The organism is Hydrogenophaga flava NBRC 102514 (genome assembly GCF_001571145.1).
Taxonomy (GTDB): domain Bacteria; phylum Pseudomonadota; class Gammaproteobacteria; order Burkholderiales; family Burkholderiaceae_C; genus Hydrogenophaga; species Hydrogenophaga flava.
Window position 1 is genome coordinate 32,158 of the sequence record NZ_BCTF01000001.1, and the last position, 26,941, is coordinate 59,098.

Below are 26,941 nucleotides of genomic sequence, written 5' to 3' on the forward strand. Positions count from 1 at the left end.
TCAACGCAGCTTCAGGGTGGACAGGCCGACCAGGCACAGCAGCATGGTGATGATCCAGAAGCGGACCACCACCTGCGTCTCCTTCCAGCCCTTCTTCTCGAAGTGGTGGTGCAGCGGCGCCATCTGGAACAGGCGCCGGCCTTCGCCGTATTTCTTCTTCGTGTACTTGAACCAGGACACCTGCAGCATCACCGACAGGGCCTCGACCACGAAGATGCCGCCCATGATGGCCAGCACGATTTCCTGCCGCACGATCACGGCGATGGTGCCCAGCGCGCCGCCCAGCGCCAGCGCGCCGACGTCGCCCATGAAGACCTGGGCCGGGTGGGTGTTGAACCAGAGGAAGGCCAGTCCGGCCCCGGCCATCGCCGCGCAGAAGATCAGCAGCTCGCCCGCTCCGGGGATGTAGGGCAGCAGCAGGTACTTGGAGAACACCGAGCTGCCGGTGACGTAGGCAAACACGCCCAGCGCCGAACCCACCATCACCACCGGCATGATGGCCAGGCCATCCAGACCGTCGGTGAGGTTGACCGCGTTGCTGGCGCCGACGATGACCAGGTAGGTCATGACCACAAAACCGAACACGCCCAGCGGGTAGCTGATTTCCTTGAAGAACGGCACCATGAGCCCAGCCTGCGGCGGCAACTCGACCGTGAAGCCCGAGAGCACCCACTGGAAGAACAGCTCGATCACCCGCAGGTTGGTGGTGCCCGAGACGCTGAACACCAGGTAGAACGCGGCCAGCAGACCGATCAGCGACTGCCAGAAGTACTTCTCGCGCGAGCGCATACCCTCGGGGTTCTTGTGCACCACCTTGCGCCAGTCGTCGGCCCAGCCGATGGCACCAAAGCCCAGGGTCACCACCAGCACGATCCAGACAAAGCGGTTGGTCAGGTCGAACCAGAGGATGGTGGACAGCGCGATGGAAAACAGGATCAGCACGCCCCCCATGGTCGGCGTGCCGCTCTTGCTCAAGTGGGTCTGCATGGCGTAGCCGCGGATCGGCTGGCCGATCTTGAGGGCGGTCAGCCGGCGGATGAAGTACGGGCCAGCCACCAGGCCGACGATGAGCGCCGTCAGCGCGGCCATCACCGCGCGGAACGTGAGGTACTGAAAGACCCGCAGGAACCCGAATTCGGGTCCCAGGCTTTGCAGCCAGAGGGCCAGGCTAAGCAGCATGGGAGGTGTCCTTGTGGTTGTTGTTCTGTCCGTCCGGCGTGGCCAGGGCCTGCAGCCCCTGCACGACCCGCTCCATGCGCATGAACCTCGACCCCTTGACCAGCACGCTCAGCACCGGCGAGGGCTGCGGCGCCGACACCGCGTGGCAGACGTGCGCGACCAAGGCTGAAACGTCGGTCCAGTGGCGCGGAGCGGCCTCGCCGGCGGCCTGCATGGCCTGCACGGCCTGCGCCATCCAGTCGCCGCTGCAGTGCACGGTCTCGATGCCCGAGGTCATGGCGTGGCGCAGCACCTCCAGGTGGAAGGCCAGGCCCTGCTCGCCCACCTCGCCCATGTCGCCCAACACCAGCAGGCGCGGCGCCGGCAGTTCGGCGAGGACGCGGATGGCGGCGACGACGGAGTCGGGGTTGGCGTTGTAGGTGTCGTCCACCAGCGTCAGCGTGCGGCCACCCAGCGGAAGAGCCAACGCACGCGAACGCCCGCCCACCGGCTCAAAGGCCTCCAGGCCACGTTCGATGTCGTGCAGCGCCACACCCGCGGCCAGTGCGCAGGCGGCCGCAGCCAGGGCGTTGCGCACGTTGTGGCGACCAGCGATGTGCAGGCGGCAGGTGCCTGCGCCGGAGGGGGTCGTGAAGTCCAGCGCCCAGGCGCCATCGCGCCACTCGGCGCGCAGGGCCCGCACATCGGCCTGCGGGTCGGTGTCGCTGAAGGTGAGCGCGCGGCGCCCGTCGGCCAGTGCGCGCCAGATGCCCGAGTGCTCGTCGTCGGAAGGGAACACGGCCACACCTGTGGCCTGCAAGGCTGCGATGACCGCACCGTTTTCGCGCGCCACCGCCTCCACCGTGCCCATGAACTCCTGGTGTTCGCGCTGCGCGTTGTTGACCAGGGCCACCGTCGGCTGGGTCAGGGCGGCCAGGTAGGGGATCTCGCCGGGGTGGTTCATGCCCAGCTCGTTCACAGCCAGCCGGTGCTCTGGCCGCAGCCGGAGCAGGGTCAGCGGCACCCCGATGTCGTTGTTCAGGTTGCCCTGTGTGGCGTGGGCCGCATCGCCCACCGCCGCCCTCAGGATGGACGCGATCATCTGCGTCACCGTGGTCTTGCCGTTGCTGCCAGTCACGGCGATCAGCGGCAGCGAAAACTGTTCGCGCCACAGCCGCGACAACTCGCCCAGGGCCAGGCGCGTGTCCGGCACCTCGGCGCCCGGCAGGCCGGCCGCCGCCAGGCCCGCGTGGGCGATGGCCGCCACGGCGCCGGCGGCTTGTGCCTGTGGCAAAAAATCGTGGGCGTCAAAGCGCTCGCCCTTGAGCGCCACGAACAGGTCGCCCGGCTGCAGGCTGCGGGTGTCGGTGTGCACCCGGCGGATCGACGGTGGCAGCTCACCCACCGTACGCGCGCCGGTCAGGCGGGGCAGCAGTTGAAGCAGGGCTTTCATGCCGCACCTCCCACCGCCATGCGCTTGGCCAGGGCCAACTGCGCCTGCTCCAGATCGGAGAACGGGCGCTTGACGCCCATGACCTCCTGGTAGTCCTCGTGCCCCTTGCCCGCGATCAGCAGTACGTCGCGCGCACCGGCCGCCACCACCGCCTGCGCGATCGCCTGGCCGCGGTCGGCCTCGATCTGCGCCGACGCCGGACGCCCCAGCCCCGCCGCCATCTGCCGCAGGATCTCGGCCGGGTCTTCGGTGCGCGGGTTGTCGCTGGTCAACACCACCCGCTGGGCCTCGCGCTCGGCCACCGCGGCCATGAGCGGGCGCTTGCCAGGGTCGCGGTCACCGCCACAACCGGCGATGGCCCACAGGTCGCCTCCGCGCTGGTGGGCCATGGGCTGCAGGGCGCGCAAGGCCTTCTCCAGCGCATCCGGCGTGTGGGCGTAGTCCACCAGCACCAGCGGCTGGCCGGCCACCGCCGGCACCTGCTCCATGCGCCCAGGCACCGGGCTGAGCACGGCGCAGGCGCGCAGGGCCTCGGCCAGCGACACGCCCAGGGCGCGCGCCGCGCCAACCACACCCAGCAGGTTCGATACGTTGTAGTGACCGATCAGGTCCAGCGCCAGGTCACCCCGGTCCACCTCCGCCCCGTGGGCGTCTTGCTCGACCACCATGAAGCGCATGCCGTGGTCGGTGTAGCGGATGTCGCGCGCCATCAGCCGCGCCGAGCGCTCGATGCCCACACTCCAGCGGCTCAGCGACGGACGACCGGCCAGGGCCTGGTCCAGCGCCATGCCCTGGTCGTCGTCGACATTCACCACGGCGTGCGTCAGGCCGGGCCAGTGGAACAGCCGGGACTTGGCCTCCCAGTAGTCGGCCATGCTGCGGTGGTAGTCCAGATGGTCCTGCGTGAAGTTGGTGAACACCGCGACACGGATCTGGCAGGCGTTGAGCCGTCCCTCGACCAGGCCGATGGACGAGGCCTCGATGGCGCAGGCCGACAGGCCGTCGTCGACCATGCCGCGCAGCCGGGCTTGCAGCAGCACCGGGTCGGGCGTGGTCAGCCCGGTCGGGACGATGGTGTGGCTGCGCTCACCGGGCGCCGGCGGTCGGCCGATGCCCAGGGTGCCCACCACCGCACAACCCCGGCCGACGGTATTGAGCAGTTGCGCCATCCACCAGGCCGAGGATGTCTTGCCGTTGGTACCAGTGAAGGCCACCAGGTCCAGCTGCGCGCTGGGATCGCCGTGGTAGGCACTGGCCACTGGCCCCGCCAACGCCTTGAGCCCGGGCACCGCCCGCACCCGCTTGTCGCTGAAGCCGAACGCCTCGACGCCATCTGCCTCGACCAGCACCGCCGTGGCACCGGCCTGCAGGGCAGCAGGCACGAACCGGCGCCCGTCGGTGGCAAAGCCCGGCCAGGCCACAAAGGCATCGCCCGGTCGCACCCGGCGGCTGTCGCACTGCAACTCGCCGGTAACGCGCTCGCGCAACCAGTCGGCAATGTGGCGGGGATCGGCGTGATGAGGCATCAGAAGGACTCCTCGACCACTTCAGTAACGATCTGCGGCTTGACGTTCATGTCCGGCTGCACGCCGAGGATGCGCAGGGTCTGCTGCACCGTTTCGCTGAACACCGGCGCCGCGACCAGTCCGCCGAAGTAGACCCCGTTGGAAGGTTCGTCGATCATCACCGCCACCACGATGCGCGGCTGCTCTATGGGCGCTATGCCCACGAACCAGCTGCGGTACTTGTTGGCGGCGTAGCCCTTGCCCTCCTGCTTGTGGGCCGTGCCCGTCTTGCCGCCCACCGAATAGCCCATGGTCTGGGCCTTGGGTGCCGTGCCGCCCGGGCCGGTGGCCAGTTCCAGCATCTTGCGCACCGCCACCGCGTTCTTCTCGCTGAACACCCGCACGCCCGTGGCGGGCGCATCCGTCTTGAGCATGCTCACCGGGATCAGCTCGCCGTTGCGGGCGAAGATCGTGTAGGCCTGTGCCAGCTGGAACAGCGATGCCGACAGGCCATAGCCGTAGCTCATGGTGGCCTGCTCGATGGGGCGCCAGGTCTTGTACGGGCGCAGACGGCCCGAGACGGCACCGGGGAAAGGCACCTGCGGCTTCTGGCCGAAGCCGGCCTGGGCGTAGGTCTCCCACATCTCGCGCGGGTGCATCTGCATCGCCATCTTGACGGTGCCGACGTTACTCGACTTCTGGATGATCTCGTTGACCGTCAGCACCTCGTGCGGGTGGGCGTCGCTGATGGTCGAGCCGCCGATGGTGACGCGTCCGGGCGCGGTCTGGATCTGCGTGGTGGGCCGGACCATGCCCTTCTCCAGCGCCAGCGCCGCGATGAAGGGCTTCATCGTGGAGCCGGGCTCGAAGCTGTCCGTCAGAACGCGGTTGCGAAGTTGCTCGCCGCTGAGGTTGACACGCCTGTTCGGGTTGTAGCTGGGGAAATTGGCCAGCGCCAGCACCTCGCCGGTCTGGGCGTCCAGCACGATCACGCTGCCAGCCTTGGCCTTGTTGCTCTTGACCGCCTCGCGCAGCTTCTCGTAGGCAAAGAACTGGACCTTGCTGTCGATGGACAGCTGCAGGTCCGGCCCGTCGACCGGCGGGATCACGTCGCGCACGTCCTCGATGACCCGCCCCAGCCGGTCCTTGATCACCCGGCGCGAGCCGGCCTTGCCGGCCAGCTGGGAGTTGAAGGCCAGCTCGACACCCTCCTGGCCACGGTCTTCCACGTTGGTGAAACCGACCACGTGCGCCGCGGCCTCCCCTTCGGGGTACTGGCGCTTGTATTCGCGGCGCTGGTAGATGCCCTTGATGCCCAGGGCCGCAATCTCCTTGGCGATCGGCTCGTCAACCTGGCGCTTGACCCAGACAAAGGTCTTGTCTTCATTGGCCAGCTTCTTCCTCAGATCGCTCAGCGGCATTTCCAGCAGCTTTGCCAGGTCCTTGAGCTTGGGCTCGGACTTGTCCACATCCTCTGGAATGGCCCAGATGCTTTGCGCCACCACGCTGGAGGCGAGGATCAGGCCATTGCGGTCCAGCACCCGGCCGCGGTTGGCCGGCAGTTCCAGCGTGCGGGCAAAACGCACCTCGCCCTGGCGCTGGAAGAACTCGTTGCCAAACACCTGCACGTAAGCCGCCCGTGCGCCGAGACCAGCAAATGCCAGCGCCAGCAAGGCCACGACGAACTTGCTGCGCCAGACCGGCGTCTTGCTGGCCAGCAAGGGACTGGCGCTGTAGTTGATGGCGCGGTGCCCGGACTTGCTCATCGCGCACCCTCCGCCGCACCGGCCGCAGGCGCCGGCTCGTTGACGGTGACGTACTCGGTGATGCCCGGCGTGACCGGGCGCATCTTGAGCTGGCGCACGGCCAGCTGCTGCACCCGGGCCGGCGTCGCCTGCTCGCGCTTCTGCACCGCCAGCTGCTCGTGATCGGCCGCCAGGCGGTGCGCCTGGGCGTTGGCCTTGTCGATCGCCGTGTAAAGGCGGCGCGACTCGTACTGGGTATGCACCAGGTAGAAGGCACTGACCATCACGGCCACCAGCAGCATCAGGTTGAGCCGGATCATGCCGCCACCTCCGTGCGCGTGGCCACACGCATCACAGCACTGCGCGCACGCGGATTGGCCTCGACCTCGGCCTGAGAAGGCATCACCCTGTGCACCTCGGCCAGGCGCGTGGGCGCCGGCTCGGCGAAGGGCACGCGCCGGTCCACCACGGTGCGCGAATGGCGTGCCATGAACTGTTTGACCATGCGGTCTTCCAGCGAGTGGAAGCTGATCACGACCAGTCGACCTCCGGGACGCAAGACATGAAGGCTGTCCTCTAGCGCTTGTTGCAGCTCTTCAAGCTCGGCGTTGATGAAAATCCGAAAAGCCTGAAATGTGCGCGTCGCAGGGTCCTTGCCCGGCTCGCGGGTTTTGACCGCGCCAGCCACGACTTCGGCCAGCTCGCGGGTGGTTCGAAGAGGGCCCCGTTCCTGTCGGCGACGATCAATCGCCTTTGCAACCTGTTGAGCAAACCGTTCTTCGCCGTATTCACGGATGACCTCCGACAGGGTGGACACATCGGCTGTTTCCAGCCATTGGGCGACGCTCTGTCCGCGCGTGGTGTCCATGCGCATGTCCAGAGGACCGTCGTGACGAAAAGAAAAACCCCTTTCGGGGTCGTCGATCTGGGGAGAACTCACCCCCAGGTCCATCAACACCCCGTCCGCACTCTGCGGCCCCAGTTCGCCCAGCTGCCGGAAGCCCTGGTGACGGATGGCGAACCGAGGATCGGCAGCCGCCAGCGCATCGCCCACCGCGATCGCCTGCGGGTCCTTGTCGAACGCCGTCAGCCGCCCCGAGGCGGCCAGCTGCCCCAGGATGGCGCGCGAATGTCCGCCACGGCCGAAGGTGGCATCCACGTAGTGGCCATCCGGCCGAACGGAGAGCGCTTCCACAGCCTCGTTCAGCAGTACGGTTTGGTGTACCCATGGGTCGTTCACCGCCATCCTCAGAAACTGAAGTCCTTGAGGACATCGGGCATGGGCTTCTGCATTTCCTCAGCCTCTTTGGCGGCGTAGGACTGGGCATCCCAGAGTTCCAGATAGGAACCCATGCCCAACAACACGGCATCGCGGCTGATGCCGGCGGCGGCGCGCAGCTCGGGCGACACCAGTATCCGACCCGAGGCATCCATGTCGACGTCCATCGCGTTGCCCAGAAAAATGCGGCGCCACCACTGCGCATCCATCGGCAGCGAGGCGATGCGGGCCCGGAACTTCTCCCACTCGTCGCGTGGGAATACCATCAGGCAGCCGTGAGGGTGTTTGGTGATGGTCAGCTGGCCGGACTGCGCGCTCAGGGCGTCCCGGTGCCGGGTCGGCATGGACAGCCGGCCTTTGGCATCGAGACTGAGAGAGGAAGCGCCTTGAAACACCCGGAATCACCCTGCTGAAAACACTTTTCACCACTTAATTGCACTTTTTTCCACTGTAGCAGGAAAAGCAGTGGCTGCAAGCCTCGTTCGGCAGTTTTTTTCCAATGAAATCAATCACTTAGAACACATTTTGAAGCAATTTCAACTTCAAAATACGCAGCAAAAGCAAGCACTTACAGCGTGCTGTGAATGTGATGCTTGAAAACCCTGTTACACACAGGGTGGGCGACGGACGGCCAATGACACGGGCATGGCCTGCGAAAGGCCAATGAAAAATCCCGGCCACCCTGAAGGCGGCCGGGACTGCATGCCGGGAGCAGCCGTCAGAGGATGTAGCGGGAAAGATCCTGGTTGCGGCTGAGTTCGGCCAGCCGGCCGTTCACATAGGCCGCGTCAATGACCACGGCACTGTTCTGCAGGGCCGTGGCACCGAAGCTGACCTCATCCAGCAGGTGCTCCATCACCGTCGCCAGGCGCCGGGCGCCGATGTTCTCGGTGCGCTCATTCACATCGCAGGCAATCTGCGCGAGCTGGCGGATGCCGTCGGGCTTGAACTCCAGCGTCACCCCCTCGGTGGCCAGCAGCGCCTGGTACTGCTTGACCAGGCTGGCGTGGGTGCTGGTGAGGATGGCCTCGAAGTCGTCCACCGACAGCGACTGCAGCTCCACCCGGATCGGGAAACGCCCCTGCAGCTCGGGAATCAGGTCGCTGGGCTTGGCCAGATGAAAGGCCCCGCTGGCAATGAACAGGATGTGGTCGGTCTTGACCATGCCGTACTTGGTGGAGACGGTGGTGCCTTCAACCAGCGGCAGCAGGTCGCGCTGCACGCCTTGGCGGGACACCTCGGCACCGCCCGACTCGCTGCGCGAGGCGACCTTGTCGATCTCGTCGATGAAGACGATGCCGTTCTGCTCGGTGTTGTGCAGCGCACGCGTCCGCACATCTTCCTCGTTGACCAGCTTGCCGGCCTCTTCGTCGATCAGCAGCTTCATCGCCTCGGCGATCTTGAGCTTGCGCTTGCGGCGGCGCTCCTGCCCCATCTGGCTGAACATGCCGCGCAGCTGCTCGGCCATTTCTTCCATGCCAGCCGGCCCCATGACCTGCATGGCGGGCGCAGACTCGGCAAGGTCGATCTCGACCTCGCGGTCGTCCAGCTGCCCCTCGCGCAGCTTCTTGCGGAAGGTCTGCCGGGCCGTGCTGTCGGGGTTCGGCTGGGGTTCACCGGACACGCCGCGCGGCGGTGGCAGCAGCACGTCGAGGATGCGGTCTTCCGCTGCGTCCTCCGCGCGCATGCGCTGCTTGCGCATGTCGGACTCGCGCATCTGCTTCACCGCGATCTCGACCAGGTCGCGCACGATGCTGTCGACGTCTTTGCCCACATAGCCCACCTCAGTGAACTTGGTGGCCTCGACCTTGATGAAGGGCGCATCGGCCAGCTTGGCCAGACGGCGCGCGATCTCGGTCTTGCCGACCCCGGTGGGGCCAATCATCAGAATGTTCTTGGGGGTGATCTCGGGGCGCAGCTTCTCGTCGACCTGCTGGCGGCGCCAGCGGTTGCGCAGCGCGATGGCGACGGCGCGCTTGGCGCCGTTCTGGCCGATGATGAAGCGGTCGAGTTCGGAGACGATCTCCTGCGGGGTCATTGAAGACATGACTTAGAGCACCTCGACGGTGTGGTTCATGTTGGTGTAGATGCAGATCTCGCCCGCGATGGCCAGCGACTGCCGCACCACGTCCTCGGCGCTGAGTGCCGTGTGCTGCACCAGCGCCCGCGCCGCGGCCTGCGCGTAGGCACCTCCGGAGCCGATGGCAACCACCCCGTGTTCGGGCTCCAGCACGTCCCCGTTGCCGGTGATGATCAGCGCGGCACTGCGGTCACCCACCGCCAGCATGGCTTCGAGCCGGCGCAGCACGCGGTCGGTGCGCCAGTCGCGCGTGAGGTCGATGGCCGCGCGCACCAGGTGGCCCTGGTGCTTCTCCAGCTTGGCCTCGAAGCGCTCGAACAGGGTGAAGGCGTCGGCAGTAGCACCGGCAAAACCTGCCAGCACCTGGTCGCGGTAGAGCTTGCGCACCTTGCGCGCGGTGCCCTTGACGACGACATTGCCAAGGGTGACCTGGCCGTCGCCGCCAATGGCGACCTGAACACCGTCGGGCGTCTCGCGGCGCACGCAGACGATGGTGGTTCCGTGAAAAGTGTCCATATCAGAAGGAATTGGAGACGGTAGGACCGCTATCAAGTCCAGACCGTCGCGTGAGGGATGAGTTCCTCAAAAGCACAGCGGAGCCAACTCCGCCAGGCTGCCCACTTGATGGGGTGAGTGAACCCTGTTGCTGCTGCGCAGAAAGATCAGTCGTTCCTCACGACGACCTTGGCGTATTCGGTGATGCCAATGACATTGAAAAATGCCGACACAAGGCGGTGCACATCCACGAACTGCACGAGCCGCCCCGACGCATGGTGACCGGCCACCCAGTTCAGCAGCGTGCCAGCCGCGGAGAAGTCCACACGGATCAGGTTGCGGCACGAAATGATCATGACATCGGCCCCCTGCAGCCGACGCTCGAGATCTTCCAGGGTGGCCTGCGGATCACCACGGATCTCGCCAGACAGTTCCACCAGACCCAGGTGATTGAACTCCGTCGACGGGCCTTCGGCCCCCGACTCCGTCGTGTAGCCGGAAGAAACCGTCTCCCGCACCACCTCGCCCAGCACGGAGGCACCTTCGTCGGGGTCCACCGAGCCGTTGGTCATGGCCTTGAAGTGGCAGCGCGGGCGCTCCCACCCCGGCGGCGACACCTCGTAGGTGACGCAGAAGTCCAGCGCGGTCAGTTCAAACTCGTCGGGCCGGTTCATCACCCGCAAAACGGCCATGCGCAACTCCCACCAGAGCTGCTCGACGTCCCGACGACCCGAAGGCGTGAGCTGCTTGAGGACATCGCGCAGGTGGGGTGCGCCAACGAAGGAAATCTCAACCTCCTGGTCACCCCACAGCGTGAAGATACCCAGCAGCGCACGCGCCGCTTTCACGTCAACGGACTCCAGCTCTGTCCATTCCAGCACCCAGGGCTGGGGCGCCCGGAGCAGCACGTTCTGCAACGTGCCCACCGCGTGGGCATCCAGCTCGGGGTCGCAGGCCCAGGATGCCCGGGTCGGCGTGACAGACGGCTTGAAGGCCTTGCCGGTCATGGACGACACCAGTTCCGGCATGTCATACCACTGAGGTGGCGAGCGGCCGAAGCGGTTCACAAAATCCACGGCACGGCTCTCGAACGGCGCCATCTGCCCGGTGGCCCGGTACAGATCAAACAGGGCCAGCCAGTCGTCCAGCTGGTTCTCGCGCGGCCCGCCTTCTGCGATGGTGTCCTTGAGCCCCTGCTCGACGCCCGCATCGTCTCCGTTGGCGAAGCGAATGGCGGCTTCCTCGACCTCCGGGTCCTGGGCGATTTCGTGCACGTCCAGCGCATAGAAATGCGAGGCCGAGAAGCCGGACCCCGACCCGCCGCGAGCAGCGCCTGCGAGCGGCGCGCCCGAGGTTGGAGCCATCAGGCCGGTGCGCGCGGTCGATGGCACCGGGCCAGTGTCTGGACCCGACTTGGGCGGGGGAACCGTTTCGCGAAGCACCGGCACATTGCCCGGGGCTGGTACCGGGACCAGCGTTTTCGCGGCAGGCACCGACAGCGGCTGGGGTGGCGAGGTGGTGGCTTCACCGCCGCTCAGTGTCGCTGCTTCGGTTTCGTTGTACTGCGCTTTCAGGCGCTTCTGCTCTTCCGTTTCCCTGGGGGGAAGCGGCTTGTCCACTTTGCGCTCCAGGGGCGTTCCCCCGGTGGTGTGAGCCCCGGAGTTGGGCCCTCCGGTCACCAGCGAATCCGGCCCCTTGGTCTTCCACCACTGCATCGACATCTGGGCTTCGATCTCGTCGATCTTCTTGAGCGTCATCGCCCGGTCGTCGGGCTTCGAAGGAAGACTGCTCTGGAAAAAAGAGGGTCGGACGCCCTGGGCCCCGTCCACGGCGCCCTCGCGGCTGCGAATCTTGCGCAGCATGTCGAACTCGCGCTTGCGCACGAAGTCGTTGCGGCGCTTGCGCTCGATCATCTCCTTGAGCGCGGCCTTGTTGTATTCGCTCTCCCGGTCGGCGCTGCGGGTGTCCAGATCCGCCCAGCTCGTGGTCGGATGACGCACGAACTTCACCACCTTGGACAGAAAGCCGCCGCTGGAATCGTCCTTGGACATGGATCAGGGTATGAGAGTGTTCCGCTGGAAAGGCCGCAATCAGTCGCCAAACATTTTCTGCTTGAGCTCGCGCCGCTGTTGTGCCTCCAGCGACAGGCTGGCGGTCGGACGCGCCATCAGGCGACCCACACCAATCGGCTCACCCGTCTCTTCGCAGTACCCGTAGTCGCCCGAGTCGATGCGTGCAATGGCCTGCTCGATCTTCTTGAGCAGCTTGCGCTCCCGGTCACGGGTGCGCAGCTCCAGCGCATGCTCTTCCTCAATCGTCGCGCGGTCGGCGGGGTCGGGAACCACAACAGTGTCTTCGCGCAGGTGCTCGGTGGTTTCGCCGGCGTTGGCCAGCATGTCTTCCTTGAGCTGGGACAGCTTTCGACGGAAGAAAGCGAGCTGCACGTCGTTCATGTACTCCGAATCGGGCATGGACTGGACGTCCTGATCGGTCAGTTGTTCGACCGGCAGGGACTTCCAGTTGTTGGCACGTTTCGGGTCTTTCTGGATGGCGGTGGGCGCGGGAGCAGTCATCACACGTTCGTTCGATAAAGAGAAGGTCGCCTTGGCGGCGTTGGGAGCATGGGTCGGAACGACCGCAGCCTGTGTCATCTGTTCCATCATCACTTTCTTGGCGGCCCGTTTGCCCAAAGGGCGTGGCGTCGGCTCGATGATGATGGGCGCCGGAACGGCCACGGGGGGCGGCACGACCGTCGTCTTCTGTTTGGTCACTGCCTTGGCCGGGGGCGCCGGCATCTTGACTGGTACCGGCTTGCTGGCCGGCTTCGCTGCAGCCTTGGGAGCCGACACCGGTTTGGCAGAAGCCACCGCTTTGGGCGCAGCAGCTTTCTTCGCTGCGGGGACGGCGGTTTTGGTGGCCACTTTGGTCACGGGTTTGCCAACCGCCGTCTTGGCACTGGCTGGCTTTGCCGCGGTTTTCGCAGCCGCCTTGGAAGCCGGAGCCACAGCAGACGCGGACCGCCCCTTGCCGGCCGACGCGGCGGGGTTGCGATTCTTCGCGGTGGGGGTGGCCGGGGCTTTCACAAAGGATCTCCTCTCAGTGCCTGACGCTGCCTGGTGGCGGGGTGGCGTGCTGACCGGGGTGGCGCCCCTGACCGCATCGCTTTGCTCGGCCGAAACCGGCTGGTTTGTGGTTATACCCCGTTTGCGAACGTCGGTAGTGCCGGCCTGCCTCTGCTGGCGTGCAGAAGACTCGGGTGCGCGGCGGGCTGCCGACTTGGGCGGCGATTGTAACGACGCGGCCCTCGAAGACACTGACGCTGGATCCGAGGGAAAACCCAGGCTCTGGAGAAGCGAGACAAACAGCATCAGGGGCTCCGTTCCCGCTTGGTTGGCACGGTCCCCCGCTCACACCAGCGCCTGGTCGAGCCCCTGGACCAGGATGTCTTTGGGCAGGTCGATGCCGATGAACACCATCTTGCTGGTGCGGGCCTCACCCTCGGCCCACAGCGGCCCCAGGTCGCTGCCCATGAGCTGGTGCACGCCCTGGAAGATCACCTTGCGGTCGGTGCCCTTCATGTTCAGCACGCCCTTGTAACGCAGCATCTTGGGTCCGTAGACCTGCACCACAGCGCCCAGGAAATCCTCCAGCTTGGCCGGATCGAAGGGCTTGTCGGCACGGTAGACGAAGCTTTTCACATCGTCGTCGTGGTGATGGTGGTGGCCATGGCCGTGCTGGTGCGACGGGTGGTTGCAGTGCTCGCCGTGCTCGTGGTCATGGTCGTGATGCTCATGAGCATGGTCGTGGTCGTGGTCGTCCACGCTCAGGAAGTCCGGATCGATGTCCAGCTTGGCGTTCAGATTGAAGCCGCGCAGGTCGAACACCTCTTTGAGTGCCACCTCGCCGAAATGCACCGGGCGCATGGGCGCGCGCGGGTTCATGTGTTTGAGGCGGTGGATCAGGGCGTCCACCTCGTCCTGGGACACGAGGTCGGCCTTGCTGATGAAGATCTGGTCGGCGAAACCCACCTGGCGGCGCGCTTCCTGACGGTCGTTGAGCTGGTCGGCTGCGTGTTTGGCGTCCACCAGGGTCAGGATGGAGTCCAGCAGGTACTGCTCGGCCACCTCGTCGTCCATGAAGAAGGTCTGCGCCACCGGGCCGGGGTCCGCCAGGCCGGTGGTCTCGATCACCACCCGCTCGAAGTCCAGCTCGCCCTTGCGCTTCTTCTGTGCCAGGTCGGCCAGGGTGGCGCGCAGGTCGTCGCGGATGGTGCAGCAGATGCAGCCGTTGCTCATCTGGATGATGTTTTCCTGCGTGTCTGCCACGAGGATCTCGTTGTCGATGTTTTCTTCGCCGAACTCGTTCTCGACCACGGCGATCTTCTGGCCGTGGGCTTCCGTGAGCACGCGCTTGAGCAGCGTGGTCTTGCCCGAGCCGAGAAAGCCGGTGAGGATGGTGGCGGGGATGAGCGACATGGCAGGTTCCGTATGCAAAAAGCAGGCCGGGAGTGTAGTGCAGCGATGTGACCAGGCTGCTCAGAGCTTTTTCATAACGATCAATCCCTTCAGGTATTCGCCCTCGGGGAACGCTGTGGTCATCGGGTGGTCGCAGGCACCGCCCAGGCGCTGCAGGATGGCGCCATCAACCCCGGCGTCGCTGGCGGCGGACGCCACGATCTTGTGGAACAGCTCGACGCCGATACCACCCGAGCACGAGAAGGTGAACAGCACCCCACCCGGCGGCAGCAATTTGAAGGCCAGGCGGTTGATGTCCTTGTACGCGCGGGCGGCCCGTTCGGCGTGAGCCGCGGTGGGGGCCAGCTTGGGCGGGTCCAGCACGATGGCATCGAACTGGCGGCCTTCGGCCACAAACTGTCGCAGCGAGGCGTTGACATCGGCGTCGATGAACGTGGCCTGGGCCGGGTCCAGGCAGTTGAGCAGCAGGTTGGCACGCGCCTGTTCCAGCGCCGGGCCGGACGAGTCGATGCTGGTCACGTGCCCGGCCCCGCCCGCCAGCGCCGCGACCGAGAAACCGCCGGTGTAGCTGAAGCAGTTGAGCACCTGGGCGAATTTCAGGCGTTTGGAGTACTCGTGCAGCGCCAGACGGCTGTCGCGCTGGTCGAGGTAATAGCCGGTCTTGTGGCCCAGTGCGATGTCCAGGCCCAGGCGCCAGCCGTGCTCTTCCAGCTCAAAGGCCGTCCGGCCCTCACCACGCAGCCAGCCAGTCACCTCGGGCAGGCCTTCGAGCGCGCGGGCGCTGGCGTCGGAGCGTTCGTACAGGCGAGGACAGCCGGTCAGCTCGACCAGCGCGTCGGCGATCACGTCTTTCCAGCGCTCCACCCCGGCCGCACCGAACTGGGCCACCAGGGTGTCGCCGTAACGGTCCACCACCAGCCCCGGCAGGCCGTCGGATTCGCCGTGCACCAGGCGCAGGCCGTTGCTAGCGATGCCCATGCGCTCGCGCAGGGCGATGGCCCGGCGCAGTGTGTCGCGGAAGAAGGCGGCGTCGATGCGCTGGGCTGGGTCGAAGCTCCAGGCGCGCACGCGGATCTTGGAACTGGGCGAATACGCGCCCCAGGCGAGGAACTGACCGTCGGCGCTGTCCACACGCACGGTCTCGCCGGCATCGGCGGCGCCCTTGGCAATCGCGCCGTCGAACACCCAGGGGTGGCGGCGCTGGAGGGAGCGCTCTTTGCCGGGCTTGAGTCGAATGATCTTCATGGGGGGTATTGTCCCCCGCGCGACGTCAAGGCCTCAGATAGACAAACCCTTCGCGCGCCTGCAGCCGGGCCACCTCGGCCACGCCGGACGGCACGATCTTGGCCTCCATCGCCACCTTGGACGCGTCGATCTTGCGCGAGACCAGGGTGTTGTTGCAGACCCGGAACTCCACGCCCTTGGCCGCCAGATCGCCAATGGCGCCGGCAAACGGCTGCTCCATCTGGTTGGTCGCGCCGTCCAGCAGGAAGTCGATGCCCAGGCCATGGGCGACCACCACGATCTTGGCCTTGGGGTCGGCCGCCAGGTGGTTGCGGATGTTGTTGATGGCGCGCGAGGCCTGGGGGATGCCTTCGCTCATGTGATAAACCGTCTTGATCACATCGTCGGCCGCGTGTGAAGGCGCCGAGATTGCAAGGAAGAGCGCCAGAAAGGCGGCCTTGAAGGCCAGGATCAGTCGGGGCATGGAAGTCTCCAGAGGTGTCGCGCCGGGATGCGCATTAAAAAGAAGCAAGCAATGATATTTGCAAGAAAAATTTTTGCTCGTTCCGCCCGGTTTGCTCAGCGGGTATTCCCGGTCGGCTGAAGGCCCGCCGTCAGGACTTGGCCGGCCCGCGGCCCTTCGCGCGTGGGTGGGCTGCGTCGTAGGCCCGGGCCAGGTGCTGGAAGTCCAGCCGGGTGTACACCTGCGTGGTGCCGATGCTGGCATGCCCCAGCAGCTCCTGCACCGCGCGCAGATCACCGCTGCTCTGCAGCACGTGGCTGGCAAACGAATGCCGCAACATGTGCGGGTGGACCGGTGTCGAGAGCCCGGCCAGCAGCGACCGGCGCTTGAGCCGCACCCGGATGTGCTGGGGGGTCAGGCGGGTGCCGTGGCGGCCGATGAACAGCGCCGGGTCTTCGGCGGCCAGGGCCGGGCGCGCCGCCAGCCAGCGCTGCAGCGCCTCCAGCGCCGCGCGGCCCACCGGCACACTGCGCCGCTTGGAGCCCTTGCCCAGCACATGGGCCTCGCCCGCCTGCAGGTCGATCCAGCCGCGAGCCGTGCCGCTGGCCACCACATCCAGCCCCACCAGTTCGCCGATACGCAGGCCGCAGCCATAGAGCAGCTCGGTGATGCAGGCATCGCGCGCCTCCAGCGCCGGGTCGTCGCCCTCTTCCACATGCTCGGCCAGCTGCACCGATTCGTCCACGCCCAGCGCCTTGGGCAGGGGCTTGCCGGCCTTGGGCGCGCGCACGTCCTGCACCGGGTTCTGGGTCACCAGGCCCTGGCGCCCCAGCCACACGTAGAAGCCGCGCCAGCCCGAAAGGATCAGTGCGATGCCGCGGGCACTGCGGCCGGCGCTGTGCATCTGCGCCACCCAGCGCCGCACATGGGCGCTCTGCACCTGGCGCAGGCCGACGCCGGCGGACTGCGCGTTCTGCGCCAGCCGGGCCAGGTCACCGGTGTAGAGCTCGACGGTGCGCGCGGCCAGCCGCTTGTCGATGCGCACATGGGCGAGGTAAGCCTCGACCAGCGCCGCGTCGTCGACGCCATTCATGGACGCGGCACCGCTGTCCACGGTTCTGTCTGGTTCAGGGGCGCAGGCGCGAGAGGGCCGCGCTGGTCAGGTCGCCCATGCGTTCGAGGAATTCGGTGCCCATGTCGGCAGCAAAGCGCTGCGGGTCGGGCGAGCCCAGCACCAGCAGGCCGAAGGCGTCCTGTCCCTCGCCGGCGCGCAGCGGGATCAGGGCGAGCGAGGCCACCGCCCCCGGATCGACCAGCCAGCCGGCCGCCTCCAGACCGGGGTTGGCACCGCAGTAGGGACGCGGCAGGGACGAGGCAAAGGCCTGCACGTCGTCGCTGGCGCCCTGGGCGTAGGACTGACCGGAGAAGTCGTCCGCCACGCCCCACAGCTTGATCGCCACCTGCGGCACATTGAACTGGGCCGCCATCTCGCGCGCCGCCACCAGGGGCAGGTCCTGCGTGTCGCGGGTCATCAGCAGCTCGCGGGTCCAGCGGTGCAGGCGGTCGGCGATGGCGGAATTTTCCTGGCCGTGGCGGATCATCTCGGCCGAGCGCAGCTCCAGCCCCTTGATCTTCTCGCGCAGCATCTCGGCCTGGCGCTCCTGCAGGCTCACCGCGCGCTGGCCGTGCGGGCTGCTCAGCTGCACCGCCGCCAGCACGCCCGCATGGCGCTCGAAGAAGTCGGGCGTGTTGGCCAGGTAGTTGGCAATGTCGTCTTCGGTGATCGGAGGAATGGTCGGGTCGGTCATGGAAGTGTGTCGATCCTGATGTTCAGGCCAGCTCGGGGACGTCGATCTCGCCCTCGAACACCGAGGTGGCCGGTCCGGTCATGAAGACCGGTGCGTCGTGGGCCGCATTGTCGCCCCACGCAATGGTGAGCCGGCCGCCACGCGTTTCGACGTCGACGCGGCCGTCCAGCAGGCCCAGGCGGATGCCGGCCACCACCGCCGCGCAGGCGCCGGTGCCGCAGGCCAGGGTCTCGCCCACGCCGCGTTCGTACACGCGCAGTCGCACATGGGCGCGATCCACCACCTGCAGGAAGCCGGCGTTGACGCGCGCGGGGAACTGCGCATGGCGCTCGATCTGCGGCCCCCAGGTGGACACGGGCGCCGTGTCCACGTTGTCCACCAGCAGCACGGCGTGCGGGTTGCCCATGGAGAGCACGGCCACCGGCGCCACATCGCCAGCGGCCAGCGGCAGAGACCAGCGCTCGAAATTGCCCATGGGCACGGGCGTCTGACCGGCCGCGTCGAAGGGCACACGCGCCAGGTCGAAGATGGGCGCGCCCATGTCCACGGTGACGCGGCCGTCTTCATTCAGCGAGAGGCTGATCTCGCCGTGCTTCACCTTCACGCGCACCGGGTTCAGATCGGTCAGGCCCTTGTCGCGCACGTAGCGCACAAAGCAGCGCGCGCCGTTGCCGCAGTGTTCGACCTCGCCGCCGTCGGCGTTGTGGATCACGTACTCGAAGTCCACGCCCTCCGACGGCGCAGGGCGCACCGAAAGGATCTGGTCGGCGCCGACACCGAAGTGGCGGTCGGCCAGGAAACGGTACTGGGCCGCGCTCAGACCGAGGCGGCCACGGGTCTCGTCGAGCACGACGAAGTCGTTACCCGCGCCCTGCATTTTGGTGAAGTGCACTCGCATGGTTCGATTATCCGCCCACCCCGGTGCGCGCCGTGCCGGTGCACGCGCACCGCAGCGGACGGGTGCGCCCCTGCAAAGCACATTGCGCACAAAGCCGGTGCTGTTTTGTATGCAATCTTGTGCGGATTGCATACAAAACAGCTGGCACGGCTCGTGCAACAGGGTCGGCATGGACGCAGACACCCCCGCCCCCGCCGCCGTCGAACTCATCGCCCTGACCAAGCAGTACGGTCCGGGCGCCACCGCGGTCGACGCCATCGACCTGCGCATCGCCGCCAACAGCTACTGCTGCCTGCTCGGCCCCTCGGGCTGCGGCAAGAGCACCACGCTGCGGATGATTGCCGGCCACGAAAGCACCAGCAGCGGCGACATCTTGCTGGAGAACCGCAACATCACCCGCCTGCCCGCGGCCGAGCGCGGCACGGCCATGATGTTCCAGAGCTTCGCGCTGTTCCCGCACCTCTCGGCACTGGACAACGTGGCCTTCAGCCTCAAGATGAAAGGCGTCGGCAAGGCCGAGCGCCACGCCCGCGCGCAGGACCTGCTCGAACGCGTGGCCATGGGGCATCTGGCGCACCGCAAGCCGGGCGAACTCTCCGGCGGTCAGCAGCAGCGCGTGGCGCTGGCGCGCGCCCTCATCACCCAGCCGCGCGTGCTGCTGCTGGACGAACCACTGTCGGCGCTCGACCCCTTCCTGCGCATCCAGATGCGCGCCGAGCTGCGCCACTGGCAGCGCGAACTCGGCCTGACCTTCGTGCACGTCACGCACAGCCAGGAAGAGGCCATGGCGCTGGCCGACACCATGGTGGTGATGAACCAGGGCCGCATCGAACAGGCTGGCCCGCCCCACGCCGTCTACAACCGGCCGGCCAGCGAGTTCGTGGCGCGCTTCATGGGCGGCCACAACGTGCTGCAGACCGCCGACGGCAAAGTGGCCGTGCGCAACGACCACATCCGCCTGGCCGAGGCCGGCAGCACCGGCTGGACCTCCACCGTGAGCGACGTGGAGTACCAGGGCACCTACGTGCTGCTGGGCCTGCAGCTCGACGGCGACGGCGCCGACCGCAATGTGTCGGTGATGTTGTCCGAAGCCGCCTTCGTCGACCGCCCCTGGACCACCGGCGACCGCGCCGACCTGAGCTGGAACCCGGCCCAGGCGCACCCCCTGGCCGCCTGATGGCGCCCGCTTTCCCCTCCCCTGTCCGTCCCCCTGCAACCAAGGAGTTCTCCATGTCCGATTCCACCGACCTTCCGCACGACGGCCTGTCGCGCCGCAGCCTGCTGCAAGGCACCGCCGGCCTCGCCGGCATCCTGGCCAGCGGCCTGTCGCCGGCCATCGCCCAGGAAAAGATCACCCTGCGCTACCTGGGCACCGCGGTGAACCAGGACAAGGCCATCGGCGACAAGTTCGAGAAAGACACCGGCATCAAGATCCAGTACGTGGCCGTGACCACCGACGACGTGACCAAGCGCGCCGTCACCGCCCCCAACAGCTTCGACCTGATCGACACCGAGTACTTCTCTCTCAAGAAGATCGTGCCCACCGGCAACCTCAAGGGCATCGACGTCAAGAAGATCAAGAACGCCGACAAGATCACCCCGCTGTTCACCACCGGCACCGTGGCCGGCAAGGCCGTGGGCGACCAGGGCACCGCGCCCAAAAAGGTGATCTTTCTGGAGGGTGAGAAGAGCAAGGTCTTCGCCAAGAGCCCGACCCAGTTCATGAGCCTCATCCCCACGGTCTACAACGCCGACACGCTGGGCATCCGCCCCGACCTGATCAAGCGCCCCATCGACAGCTGGAAGGAGCTGCTCAACCCCGAGTTCAAGGGCAAGGCCGCCATCCTGAACATCCCGTCCATCGGCATCATGGACGCTGCCATGGTGGTGGAAGCCATGGGCCTCTACAAATACCCTGACAAGGGCAACATGACCAAGGCCGAGATCGACCTGACGATCAAGACCCTGATCGAAGCCAAGAAAGCCGGCCAGTTCCGCGCGCTGTGGAAGGACTTCAACGAGTCGGTGAACCTGATGGCCTCGGGCGAGGTGGTGATCCAGTCGATGTGGAGCCCGGCCGTGACCGCCGTGCGCACCAAGGGCATCGCCTGCAACTTCCAGCCGCTGAAAGAAGGCTATCGCGCCTGGGCCGCCGGCTTCGGCCTGCCGGCCACGCTGAGCGGCCGCAAGCTCGACGGCGCCTACGAATTCATCAACTGGTTCCTCGACGGCTGGGCCGGCGCCTACCTGAACCGCCAGGGCTACTACAGCGCCGTGCTGGAGACCGCCAAGTCCAGGATGGAGGCCTACGAGTGGGCCTACTGGATGGAAGGCAAGCCCGCCGCACAGGACATCAAGAGCCCCAACGGCGACGTGCTGGCCAAGGCCGGCGCGGTGCGCGACGGCGGCAGCTACGAAGCCCGCATGGGCGGCATCGCCTGCTGGAACGCCGTGATGGATGAAAACGAATACATGGTCCGCAAGTGGAACGAGTTCGTCGCCGCCTGATGACCCAACGGATCTGAGCCCATGAGCACGAACACCGCCGTGACGGCCCCCGTCACCGACAGCCCCAACCGCACGGTGCCCGCCTGGTGGCAGGCCACGCCGTACACGCTGGTGTTCGTTCTGTTCTTCCTGATCCCGCTCGGCCTGGTGCTGATGGTCAGCTTCTGGGACTTCAACGAGTACGAGCTGATCCCGGCCTTCACGGTCCGCAACTACTTCTCCATCTTCGAGGGCTGCTCGGCGCTCACCGAGCACGGTGATTTCTGCGTCACGCTCTCGACCTATCTGTCCACGCTGAAGTTCAGCTTCCTGGTCTGGCTGATCACGCTGGTGCTGGGCTTTGCCGTGGCGTACTTCCTGGCCTTCCACGTGCGGTCATCGGGCATGCAGACGGCGCTGTTCGTGCTCTGCACCGTGCCCTTCTGGACCTCGAACGTCATCCGCATGATTTCCTGGGTGCCGCTGCTGGGCCGCAACGGCCTGGTGAACCAGAGCCTGCAGGGCATCGGGCTGATCGACCAGCCCATCGAGTGGCTGCTGTTCTCCGACTTCTCGGTGGTGCTGGCCTTCGTGCACCTCTACACCATGTTCATGATCGTGCCCATCTTCAACAGCATGATGCGCATCGACCGCAGCCTGCTGGAAGCCGCCAGCGATGCCGGCGCCAGCGCCTGGCAGACGCTGTGGAACGTGATCGTGCCGCTGTGCAAGACCGGCATCATCATCGGATCGATCTTCGTGATCACCATCGTCATGGGCGACTTCGTGACCATCGGCGTCATGGGTGGCCAGCAGATCGCCTCGGTCGGCAAGATCATCCAGGTGCAGACCAGCTACCTGCAGTTCCCGCTGGCCGCGGCCAACGCGGTGATCCTGCTGGCTGTCGTGCTGATGATCATCTGGGGCCTGACCCGGCTGGTCGACATTCGCAAGGAGCTGTGACCATGCAGGCGCGTGTTTCCGATGCAAGGGCCGCCGGCTTCTGGCCGCTGGCCGCCGTGTTCGCCCTGTTCGTGCTGTTCATGTACGGTCCGATGTTTGTCATCTTCCTGTTGAGCTTCCAGGGGCCGGAGGGTGGGCTCACCTTCCCGATGCGGGGCTGGTCGCTGCACTGGTTCCGCCAGCTGGCCGACGGCCTGGGCACGGTGGACATCGGGGCAGCGTTCACCCGCTCGCTGATGCTGGGCGCGGTGGTCATGGCCTTCACCGTCGTGCTGTCGGTGCTGGCGGGCCTGGCCTTCCGCAAGAAGCTGGGCGGCGGTAATGCGCTGTTCTACGTGACCGTGGCCAGCCTGATCATGCCGTCCATCATCGTGTCGCTGGGCATCGGCCTGCAGTTCCGCCTGCTCGATGGCGGCCTCAAGTGGCTGCTCGAAGCCGTGGGCGCCACGACCACGCTGGAGGAATACGGCACCGCTCTCGGGCTGTTCACCTCGGCCCTGGGCGCACACCTGACCTGGACCCTGCCCTTCGGCCTGCTGATCATGTTCGCGGTGTTCAACCGCTTCAACCCGGCGTACGAAGAAGCGGCGCGCGACCTGGGCGCAACGCCCTGGCAGACCTTCCGCCACGTGGTGCTGCCGCTGATCGGCCCCTCGGTGGTCGGCATCGGCATGTTCGGTTTCACCCTCAGCTGGGACGAGATCGCCCGCACCTCGCAGGCCATCGGCGACGTCAACACCCTGCCGCTGGAGCTGCAGGGCCTGACCTCGACCGTCACCACGCCGGCCATCTACGCGCTGGGCACCGTCACCACGGTGGTGTCGTTCGCGGTGATGGGACTCACCGTAGGTCTCGCGATGTGGCTGAAGAAAAAATGAAAGCCGCTGCGACGCCGCTGTCCGACCAGGCGATCTACGAGCGCATGGTCTCGGCCATCCTCGACCACCAGCTGCCGCCCGGCACCAAGCTGGTGGAAGACCGGCTGGCGGCGGCCTTCGGCGTCTCGCGCACGCGCATCCGGCCGGTGCTGGTGCGGCTGGCCAACGAGAAGGTGGTCACGCTCACGCCCAACCGGGGCGCTGCGATTGCCGAGCCCAGCGAGCAGGAGGCGCACGAGGTTTTCGAGGTCCGGCGCATGATCGAGCCGCTGCTGGTCGAGCGCTTCATCGCCCAGGCCACCCCGTCTCACATCCAGGCGCTCAAAGCCTGCATCCGCGACGAGGAGGGCGCGCGCAAGGCCGGTGACATGCGCCGCGCGATCCGCCTCTCGGGCGACTTCCACCTGCAGATCGCCGAACACGCCGGACACCAGACCCTGGGTGGCATCCTGCGCGAACTGGTCTCTCGCACCTCGCTCATCCTCATGGCCTACAGCGCGCCGCACGCCCAGGCGCGCGAGGACGCCACCGCTTGCGGCTGCCAGGAACACCGCGGGCTGCTCGCCGCCATCCAGCTGCGCGATCCGAAAGAAGCCGCGCGGCTGATGCGCGAGCACCTGGAGCGACTGGAGGCCCAGCTGAGTTTTTCCGCAACGCCCGAAGCCGCGCCCGACCTGCTGGAACTGTTCGGTTCATGAAACGGCTGCTGGTCATCAACCCCAACACGTCGGAGCGGGTGAGCGCCTTGCTGCAACAGCACGTGCAGGCCGCCGCCGGTTCACACGTGGTGGTGCAAACGGTCACCGCGCGCTTCGGCGCACCGTACATCGCCGACGAAGCCAGCTACGCCGTGGCCGCGCACGCAGCGCTCGATGCCTGGGCGGCGGCACTCGCCGACGAGCGACCCCAACCCGACGCGGTCCTCATCGGCTGCTTCGGCGACCCCGGCCTGATGGCCCTGCGCGAGTCCAGCCCGGCCCCCGTGACCGGCCTGGCCGAGGCGGCTTTCATCGAGGCCGCGCGCCACGGCCGCTACGCCATCGTCACCGGCGGAGAGCGCTGGGCGCCAATGCTGCAACGGCTCGCACAGGCATTGGGCCAGGCCCAGCAACTTGCGGGCATCCACACCGTGGCGCCCACCGGTGCGCAGCTCGCCGCCGACCCGGCCGGCGCCCACCGCCTGCTGGCCCAGGCCTGCCGGGACGCCGCCCACCAGCTGGGTGTGCAGGCCGTCATCCTCGGCGGCGCGGGCCTGGCCGGCATGGCCGCCGCGGTGCAGGCCCAGGTGCCCGTGCCGGTGATCGACAGCGTGATCGCCGGCACCCACTGGGCGCTGCGCACGCCGCCGTTGCCTCCCCTGCGCGCGACGCCCGGGTTCGACATCGCATGGCAGGGCTTGTCACCGGAGATGACCCGGCTCGGCCCCGCCGCGTAAGCCGCGAGCCCCCGCGACAGCGGCGCCCCCACGACCACCGCACAATGTGCGCATGGTCCGCCCCACCCAACTGCTCCACCCCCAGCGCGCGCCCGCCCCGGTGCGCCCCGCTGCCACCGTGCTGCTGCTGCGCGATTCGCCACAGGGCATCGAGGTGCTGATGACGCGCCGCTCGATGACGGCGAGCTTCGCGCCCGGCGCCTACGTCTTCCCCGGCGGCGCCATCGACGCCGCCGACGCGCTGGCGCACGGCCAGTCGACGCGCCGCGCCACCCAAAGCGACGTCCATCTGACGCAGGCCATCGCCGCCATCCGGGAGAGCTTTGAAGAGCTGGGCATCCTGCTGGCGCGTCGCGCCGACGGCTCGCATCTGGACACGGTCCAGATCGCGTCGCTCGACCGCAAGGCCCCGTTCGCCGAGTTGTGTGCCGCGCAAGGCCTGACGCTCTCGGGCGCCGAGGTCTTCGTGCTCGCCCACTGGGTCACCGACCGCGACCTGCCGCGCCGCTTCGACGTGCCCTTCCTCGTGGCGCGCATGCCCGAGGGACAGGAACCGGTGGCGGACGAATCGGAACAGTTCGAACCGCTGTGGGTACGACCGGCCGACGCGCTGGCGCGCCACGCCGCCGGCCAGTTCTTCATCATCTTCCCGACCATCCGCACGCTGGAGCGGCTGCAGGCCTATGCCTCGGTGCAGGCGGTGCTGGATGCCTGTGCGGTGAACGACGAGCCGCTCTTCACCAGCTGCCCGCGCGCCGGCTTCATGAACGGCCACGAGTCGCGCCACATGGAACACGAGCCGCCCTTCGGCGAGCTGGCGATGGTCTGCCCGGACGGCCAGATCGTGCACGAACTGGCCTGGCAGACCGAACGCCCGGTGCCGCTGCTCAAGAACGTGCAACGGCTCACCGCGCCCAACCCGGGCTTCATGACCGGACCGGGCACCAACAGCTACATCGTCGGCGACCCGTCCACCGGCCACGTTGTGATCGATCCGGGCCCGGACGAACCGGCGCACATCGAACGCCTGTGGCGCGCGGCGGGCGGCGACATCCGTGCCATCGTCTGCACCCACTCGCACGCCGACCACTCCCCTGGCGCGCCAAGGCTGCAGGCGCTGTGCACCAACGCCGGCCGGGCCAGGCCGCCCATCCTCGGCCTGCCCAGCGCGCCCACGTCCCGGGAGAACAGCCGCTTCACCCCCGATCGCGCCCTGGCCGACGGCGAACGGCTGGTGCTGAGCGCCTCCGATGGCGCGGCGCACACCCTGCAGGTGGTGCACACCCCCGGCCATGCGGCCAACCACCTGTGCCTGCTGCTGGAAGAAGACGGCCTGCTGTTCAGCGGCGACCACATCCTCAACGGCAGCACCACCGTGATCGACCCGCCCGACGGCAACATGGGCAACTACCTCGATTCGCTGGACAAGCTCGACCAGCTGTGCGGGCAGCACGGCGTGCACTTCATCCTGCCCGCGCACGGGTATGTGCTGGGCGACCACCCGCGCAGCGGTGACAACCCCGCATCGCCCGAGCACGGCGGCGCCCGCGCCGCCATCGCCCACCTCAAGGCGCACCGGCTGGCGCGCGAAGCCAAGGTGGCCCGCGCCATGCAGGCCATTCCCGACGGCACGATGGACGACTGGGTGAAGATCGCTTACGACGACGTGCCCGAACGCCTGTGGCCGGTGGCCAAGCGCTCCATGCTCGCGCATGTCGAGCACATCCAGAGCCTGGGCGGGTTCAACGCATAGTGTTCTGCGTACAAGGGCAGTCCTCATGCGCATCGCTTTCGTCTCCGACATCCACGGCAACCTCGCCGCGCTCGACGCGGTCATCGACGACATAGCCCGGCGCCAGGTCGACGAAGTCGTGAACCTGGGCGACACGCTCAGCGGTCCGCTGTTGCCGCTGGAGACAGCCCGGCGCCTGCACCCCCTGCCCTGGCTGCACGTGGCAGGCAACCATGAACGGCAGGTGCTGCGCCTGCCGCTGGCGCGCCAGAACGCCTCTGACGCCTACACCACCGGCCGGCTGGCCGAGGCCGACAAGTCCTGGCTGGCCGGTCATGCCGACCCGTGCGACCCGCGCCTGCACAGCGGGCAGGTCTGGCCCGAACGGCTGGGCCCGGAGGTGGCCCTGTGCCACGGCAGCCCACGCAGCGACATCGAATACCTGCTGGAAACCCCGGTGGGCGAAGAGGCCCGGCTGGCCACGCCCGACGAAATCGAGGATCGCCTCGGCAGCCGGATTCCGCCGCACATCACGCTGCTGGCCTGTGGACATTCCCATGTGCCCCGGTCGGTGCGGCTGGGCAGCGGCCTGCTGATCGTCAACCCCGGCAGCGTGGGCCTGCCGGCGTACGACGACGACCACCCGTATCCGCAGTCGAGCTACCACCGGATTGAAACCGGGAGCCCGGATGCGCGCTACGCCATCGCCGAGAAGCGCGATGGCCAGTGGTGCTGCGAGCTGGTCAGCGTGCCCTATGACCACGAGTCGGCGGCGCAGCAGGCCGACCTGCGGCAGCGCCCGGACTGGTCGCATGCCTTGCGCACGGGCTGGATGCCGAAACCAGCCTGAGCGTTTCCCCGCA

The 26,941-nt window shown here is 67.3% G+C and carries 25 protein-coding genes; 8 read left to right on the forward strand and 17 right to left on the reverse strand.

What is annotated here, in order from left to right; all coding sequences use genetic code 11:
- The 17 genes from mraY to dapF form a co-directional block, all read right to left on the reverse strand.
- A complete protein-coding gene (gene mraY / locus HFL01S_RS00155) occupies positions 1-1,179 on the reverse strand; it encodes a phospho-N-acetylmuramoyl-pentapeptide-transferase (RefSeq protein ID WP_066153521.1) in 1,179 nt (392 codons plus the stop codon).
- Positions 1,169-2,611: a UDP-N-acetylmuramoyl-tripeptide--D-alanyl-D-alanine ligase gene (locus HFL01S_RS00160; protein ID WP_066252998.1), complete on the reverse strand. Its 1,443-nt coding sequence runs from the start codon at positions 2,609-2,611 to the stop codon at positions 1,169-1,171. Before HFL01S_RS00160 ends, mraY begins: the two co-directional genes overlap by 11 nt.
- On the reverse strand, positions 2,608-4,137 hold the full coding sequence (locus HFL01S_RS00165) for a UDP-N-acetylmuramoyl-L-alanyl-D-glutamate--2,6-diaminopimelate ligase (RefSeq protein WP_066253001.1): 1,530 nt from the start codon (positions 4,135-4,137) through the stop codon (positions 2,608-2,610). The genes HFL01S_RS00160 and HFL01S_RS00165 overlap by 4 nt, the downstream gene beginning before the upstream one ends.
- Positions 4,137-5,882: a peptidoglycan D,D-transpeptidase FtsI family protein gene (locus HFL01S_RS00170; protein ID WP_066253003.1), complete on the reverse strand. Its 1,746-nt coding sequence runs from the start codon at positions 5,880-5,882 to the stop codon at positions 4,137-4,139. The genes HFL01S_RS00165 and HFL01S_RS00170 overlap by 1 nt, the downstream gene beginning before the upstream one ends.
- On the reverse strand, positions 5,879-6,181 hold the full coding sequence (gene ftsL / locus HFL01S_RS00175; RefSeq protein ID WP_066253004.1) for a cell division protein FtsL: 303 nt from the start codon (positions 6,179-6,181) through the stop codon (positions 5,879-5,881). Before ftsL ends, HFL01S_RS00170 begins: the two co-directional genes overlap by 4 nt.
- The gene (rsmH, locus tag HFL01S_RS00180) at positions 6,178-7,101 is read right to left on the reverse strand and encodes a 16S rRNA (cytosine(1402)-N(4))-methyltransferase RsmH (RefSeq protein ID WP_066253737.1); all 924 of its coding nucleotides are present in this window, start codon (positions 7,099-7,101) and stop codon (positions 6,178-6,180) included. Before rsmH ends, ftsL begins: the two co-directional genes overlap by 4 nt.
- A gap of 8 nt (positions 7,102-7,109) precedes the next feature.
- Positions 7,110-7,535 (reverse strand): division/cell wall cluster transcriptional repressor MraZ, encoded by a 426-nt coding sequence (gene mraZ, locus HFL01S_RS00185; RefSeq protein WP_066153535.1) that lies wholly within the window; start codon positions 7,533-7,535, stop codon positions 7,110-7,112.
- Between the two features lie 323 nt (positions 7,536-7,858).
- The gene (hslU, locus tag HFL01S_RS00190; protein ID WP_066253007.1) at positions 7,859-9,187 is read right to left on the reverse strand and encodes an ATP-dependent protease ATPase subunit HslU; all 1,329 of its coding nucleotides are present in this window, start codon (positions 9,185-9,187) and stop codon (positions 7,859-7,861) included.
- Positions 9,188-9,190: 3 nt separating this feature from the next.
- Positions 9,191-9,736 (reverse strand): ATP-dependent protease subunit HslV, encoded by a 546-nt coding sequence (hslV, locus tag HFL01S_RS00195; protein WP_066153541.1) that lies wholly within the window; start codon positions 9,734-9,736, stop codon positions 9,191-9,193.
- 146 nt (positions 9,737-9,882) lie between these two features.
- Entirely contained in the window at positions 9,883-11,766 is a 1,884-nt protein-coding gene (locus tag HFL01S_RS00200; protein WP_066253012.1) for an STAS domain-containing protein, read from the reverse strand.
- A gap of 39 nt (positions 11,767-11,805) precedes the next feature.
- A complete protein-coding gene (gene dksA, locus HFL01S_RS24515; protein ID WP_245644705.1) occupies positions 11,806-12,798 on the reverse strand; it encodes an RNA polymerase-binding protein DksA in 993 nt (330 codons plus the stop codon).
- Positions 12,799-13,122: 324 nt separating this feature from the next.
- Positions 13,123-14,190 (reverse strand): CobW family GTP-binding protein, encoded by a 1,068-nt coding sequence (locus HFL01S_RS00210; protein ID WP_066253015.1) that lies wholly within the window; start codon positions 14,188-14,190, stop codon positions 13,123-13,125.
- A gap of 60 nt (positions 14,191-14,250) precedes the next feature.
- The gene (locus HFL01S_RS00215) at positions 14,251-15,435 is read right to left on the reverse strand and encodes a class I SAM-dependent rRNA methyltransferase (protein WP_066253018.1); all 1,185 of its coding nucleotides are present in this window, start codon (positions 15,433-15,435) and stop codon (positions 14,251-14,253) included.
- 25 nt (positions 15,436-15,460) lie between these two features.
- A complete protein-coding gene (locus HFL01S_RS00220) occupies positions 15,461-15,898 on the reverse strand; it encodes a DsrE family protein (RefSeq protein ID WP_084382996.1) in 438 nt (145 codons plus the stop codon).
- A 130-nt stretch (positions 15,899-16,028) separates the two neighbouring features.
- Positions 16,029-16,970: a tyrosine recombinase XerC gene (locus HFL01S_RS00225; protein ID WP_066253020.1), complete on the reverse strand. Its 942-nt coding sequence runs from the start codon at positions 16,968-16,970 to the stop codon at positions 16,029-16,031.
- A 34-nt stretch (positions 16,971-17,004) separates the two neighbouring features.
- Positions 17,005-17,685, reverse strand: a complete 681-nt coding sequence (locus HFL01S_RS00230; protein WP_066253023.1) for a DUF484 family protein — start codon at positions 17,683-17,685, stop codon at positions 17,005-17,007.
- A 22-nt stretch (positions 17,686-17,707) separates the two neighbouring features.
- Positions 17,708-18,583, reverse strand: a complete 876-nt coding sequence (dapF, locus tag HFL01S_RS00235; RefSeq protein WP_066253026.1) for a diaminopimelate epimerase — start codon at positions 18,581-18,583, stop codon at positions 17,708-17,710.
- Positions 18,584-18,752: 169 nt separating this feature from the next.
- Here dapF and HFL01S_RS00240 point away from each other — a divergent pair, with 169 nt between their 5' ends.
- Genes HFL01S_RS00240 through HFL01S_RS00275 form a run of 8 tightly spaced genes read left to right on the forward strand, consistent with a single transcriptional unit; the run spans position 18,753 to position 26,928 of the window.
- Entirely contained in the window at positions 18,753-19,760 is a 1,008-nt protein-coding gene (locus tag HFL01S_RS00240; RefSeq protein WP_066253028.1) for an ABC transporter ATP-binding protein, read from the forward strand.
- A gap of 53 nt (positions 19,761-19,813) precedes the next feature.
- Positions 19,814-21,091 carry an ABC transporter substrate-binding protein gene (locus HFL01S_RS00245; RefSeq protein ID WP_066253029.1) on the forward strand — a complete coding sequence of 426 codons (1,278 nt, stop codon included), beginning with the start codon at positions 19,814-19,816 and terminating at the stop codon, positions 21,089-21,091.
- Positions 21,092-21,112: 21 nt separating this feature from the next.
- The gene (locus tag HFL01S_RS00250) at positions 21,113-22,033 is read left to right on the forward strand and encodes an ABC transporter permease (protein ID WP_066253031.1); all 921 of its coding nucleotides are present in this window, start codon (positions 21,113-21,115) and stop codon (positions 22,031-22,033) included.
- A 2-nt stretch (positions 22,034-22,035) separates the two neighbouring features.
- Complete coding sequence (locus tag HFL01S_RS00255; RefSeq protein WP_066253034.1) at positions 22,036-22,911, forward strand: ABC transporter permease; 876 nt, start codon at positions 22,036-22,038, stop codon at positions 22,909-22,911.
- Entirely contained in the window at positions 22,908-23,609 is a 702-nt protein-coding gene (locus HFL01S_RS00260) for a GntR family transcriptional regulator (RefSeq protein WP_066253037.1), read from the forward strand. The genes HFL01S_RS00255 and HFL01S_RS00260 overlap by 4 nt, the downstream gene beginning before the upstream one ends.
- Complete coding sequence (locus HFL01S_RS00265) at positions 23,606-24,346, forward strand: aspartate/glutamate racemase family protein (RefSeq protein ID WP_066253039.1); 741 nt, start codon at positions 23,606-23,608, stop codon at positions 24,344-24,346. The genes HFL01S_RS00260 and HFL01S_RS00265 overlap by 4 nt, the downstream gene beginning before the upstream one ends.
- Before the next feature lie 52 nt (positions 24,347-24,398).
- Positions 24,399-26,099 carry an MBL fold metallo-hydrolase gene (locus HFL01S_RS00270; protein WP_066253040.1) on the forward strand — a complete coding sequence of 567 codons (1,701 nt, stop codon included), beginning with the start codon at positions 24,399-24,401 and terminating at the stop codon, positions 26,097-26,099.
- A 25-nt stretch (positions 26,100-26,124) separates the two neighbouring features.
- Entirely contained in the window at positions 26,125-26,928 is an 804-nt protein-coding gene (locus HFL01S_RS00275) for a metallophosphoesterase family protein (RefSeq protein ID WP_066253042.1), read from the forward strand.
- The last annotated feature ends 13 nt before the right edge of the window (positions 26,929-26,941 follow it).

Coding starts and splice junctions, on each gene's coding strand:
- mraY (WP_066153521.1), bottom strand. CDS start 1,179: ATGCTGCTTAGCCTGGCCCTCTGGCTGCAAAGCCTGGGACCCGAATTC.
- HFL01S_RS00160 (WP_066252998.1), bottom strand. CDS start 2,611: ATGAAAGCCCTGCTTCAACTGCTGCCCCGCCTGACCGGCGCGCGTACG.
- HFL01S_RS00165 (WP_066253001.1), bottom strand. CDS start 4,137: ATGCCTCATCACGCCGATCCCCGCCACATTGCCGACTGGTTGCGCGAG.
- HFL01S_RS00170 (WP_066253003.1), bottom strand. CDS start 5,882: ATGAGCAAGTCCGGGCACCGCGCCATCAACTACAGCGCCAGTCCCTTG.
- ftsL (WP_066253004.1), bottom strand. CDS start 6,181: ATGATCCGGCTCAACCTGATGCTGCTGGTGGCCGTGATGGTCAGTGCC.
- hslU (WP_066253007.1), bottom strand. CDS start 9,187: ATGTCTTCAATGACCCCGCAGGAGATCGTCTCCGAACTCGACCGCTTC.
- hslV (WP_066153541.1), bottom strand. CDS start 9,736: ATGGACACTTTTCACGGAACCACCATCGTCTGCGTGCGCCGCGAGACG.
- HFL01S_RS00200 (WP_066253012.1), bottom strand. CDS start 11,766: ATGTCCAAGGACGATTCCAGCGGCGGCTTTCTGTCCAAGGTGGTGAAG.
- HFL01S_RS00210 (WP_066253015.1), bottom strand. CDS start 14,190: ATGTCGCTCATCCCCGCCACCATCCTCACCGGCTTTCTCGGCTCGGGC.
- HFL01S_RS00215 (WP_066253018.1), bottom strand. CDS start 15,435: ATGAAGATCATTCGACTCAAGCCCGGCAAAGAGCGCTCCCTCCAGCGC.
- HFL01S_RS00220 (WP_084382996.1), bottom strand. CDS start 15,898: ATGCCCCGACTGATCCTGGCCTTCAAGGCCGCCTTTCTGGCGCTCTTC.
- HFL01S_RS00225 (WP_066253020.1), bottom strand. CDS start 16,970: ATGAATGGCGTCGACGACGCGGCGCTGGTCGAGGCTTACCTCGCCCAT.
- HFL01S_RS00230 (WP_066253023.1), bottom strand. CDS start 17,685: ATGACCGACCCGACCATTCCTCCGATCACCGAAGACGACATTGCCAAC.
- dapF (WP_066253026.1), bottom strand. CDS start 18,583: ATGCGAGTGCACTTCACCAAAATGCAGGGCGCGGGTAACGACTTCGTC.
- HFL01S_RS00240 (WP_066253028.1), top strand. CDS start 18,753: ATGGACGCAGACACCCCCGCCCCCGCCGCCGTCGAACTCATCGCCCTG.
- HFL01S_RS00245 (WP_066253029.1), top strand. CDS start 19,814: ATGTCCGATTCCACCGACCTTCCGCACGACGGCCTGTCGCGCCGCAGC.
- HFL01S_RS00250 (WP_066253031.1), top strand. CDS start 21,113: ATGAGCACGAACACCGCCGTGACGGCCCCCGTCACCGACAGCCCCAAC.
- HFL01S_RS00255 (WP_066253034.1), top strand. CDS start 22,036: ATGCAGGCGCGTGTTTCCGATGCAAGGGCCGCCGGCTTCTGGCCGCTG.
- HFL01S_RS00260 (WP_066253037.1), top strand. CDS start 22,908: ATGAAAGCCGCTGCGACGCCGCTGTCCGACCAGGCGATCTACGAGCGC.
- HFL01S_RS00265 (WP_066253039.1), top strand. CDS start 23,606: ATGAAACGGCTGCTGGTCATCAACCCCAACACGTCGGAGCGGGTGAGC.
- HFL01S_RS00270 (WP_066253040.1), top strand. CDS start 24,399: ATGGTCCGCCCCACCCAACTGCTCCACCCCCAGCGCGCGCCCGCCCCG.
- HFL01S_RS00275 (WP_066253042.1), top strand. CDS start 26,125: ATGCGCATCGCTTTCGTCTCCGACATCCACGGCAACCTCGCCGCGCTC.